Source organism: Flavonifractor plautii ATCC 29863 (assembly GCF_000239295.1).
Classification (GTDB): Bacteria; Bacillota; Clostridia; order Oscillospirales; family Oscillospiraceae; genus Flavonifractor; species Flavonifractor plautii.
In genome coordinates this window covers 1-491 of the sequence record NZ_JH417774.1, presented here as the reverse complement: position 1 = coordinate 491, position 491 = coordinate 1, and the positions used below count along the sequence as shown (strand labels likewise).

General features: G+C 63.3%; 2 protein-coding genes. Both read left to right on the top strand.

What is annotated here, in order from left to right; all coding sequences use genetic code 11:
• Positions 1 to 195: hypothetical protein (locus HMPREF0372_RS09620; RefSeq protein WP_007491548.1), on the top strand; the 195-nt coding region annotated here is incomplete at its 5' end.
• On the top strand, positions 188 to 491 hold a 304-nt coding region (locus HMPREF0372_RS09615; RefSeq protein ID WP_007491547.1), incomplete at its 3' end, for a hypothetical protein. The genes HMPREF0372_RS09620 and HMPREF0372_RS09615, both read left to right, overlap by 8 nt.

Genomic DNA, 491 nt, shown 5'->3' with positions numbered 1-491 from the left:
ACGATGGACGGCCCCAGCCTGTGCGACTACTACCAGCGCAGGGAGGAGACAGAGCAAACCCGCCGCGCCCTTGTGGACGCTGTGGGCGACGAGGTGGACGTGGACAGCTACGGGGTAGCTATGGAGTGCCAGGGCTTTGTAAACGGCTTCAAGCTGGCCCTGGGGCTGTGTATGGGGGTGTGCTGCTGTGGATAGCCTGCTGGTCATGTTTGAGGCTTGCACCGACAGCCCCGCTTATATGCGCCTGGACAGCGAACAGGAGGCCGCCGCCGCGGTGCTCTCCATCATGGGGGATAACCCGGAGCTGGAGGAGCTGGTCAACGCCCACACCTACACGGCGAAACAGGAGGGGTTCGTCAACGGCTGGGCCTGGGCACAGGCTACAGCGAGGGAGTGCTTGGCCCTTCGGGAATTGCCTGTGCTGGTGGAGAACTACGGCCCTGGCCGAAGGTGCGGAACTTGCGGGTGGTTCGTGCAGCACTACCGATATA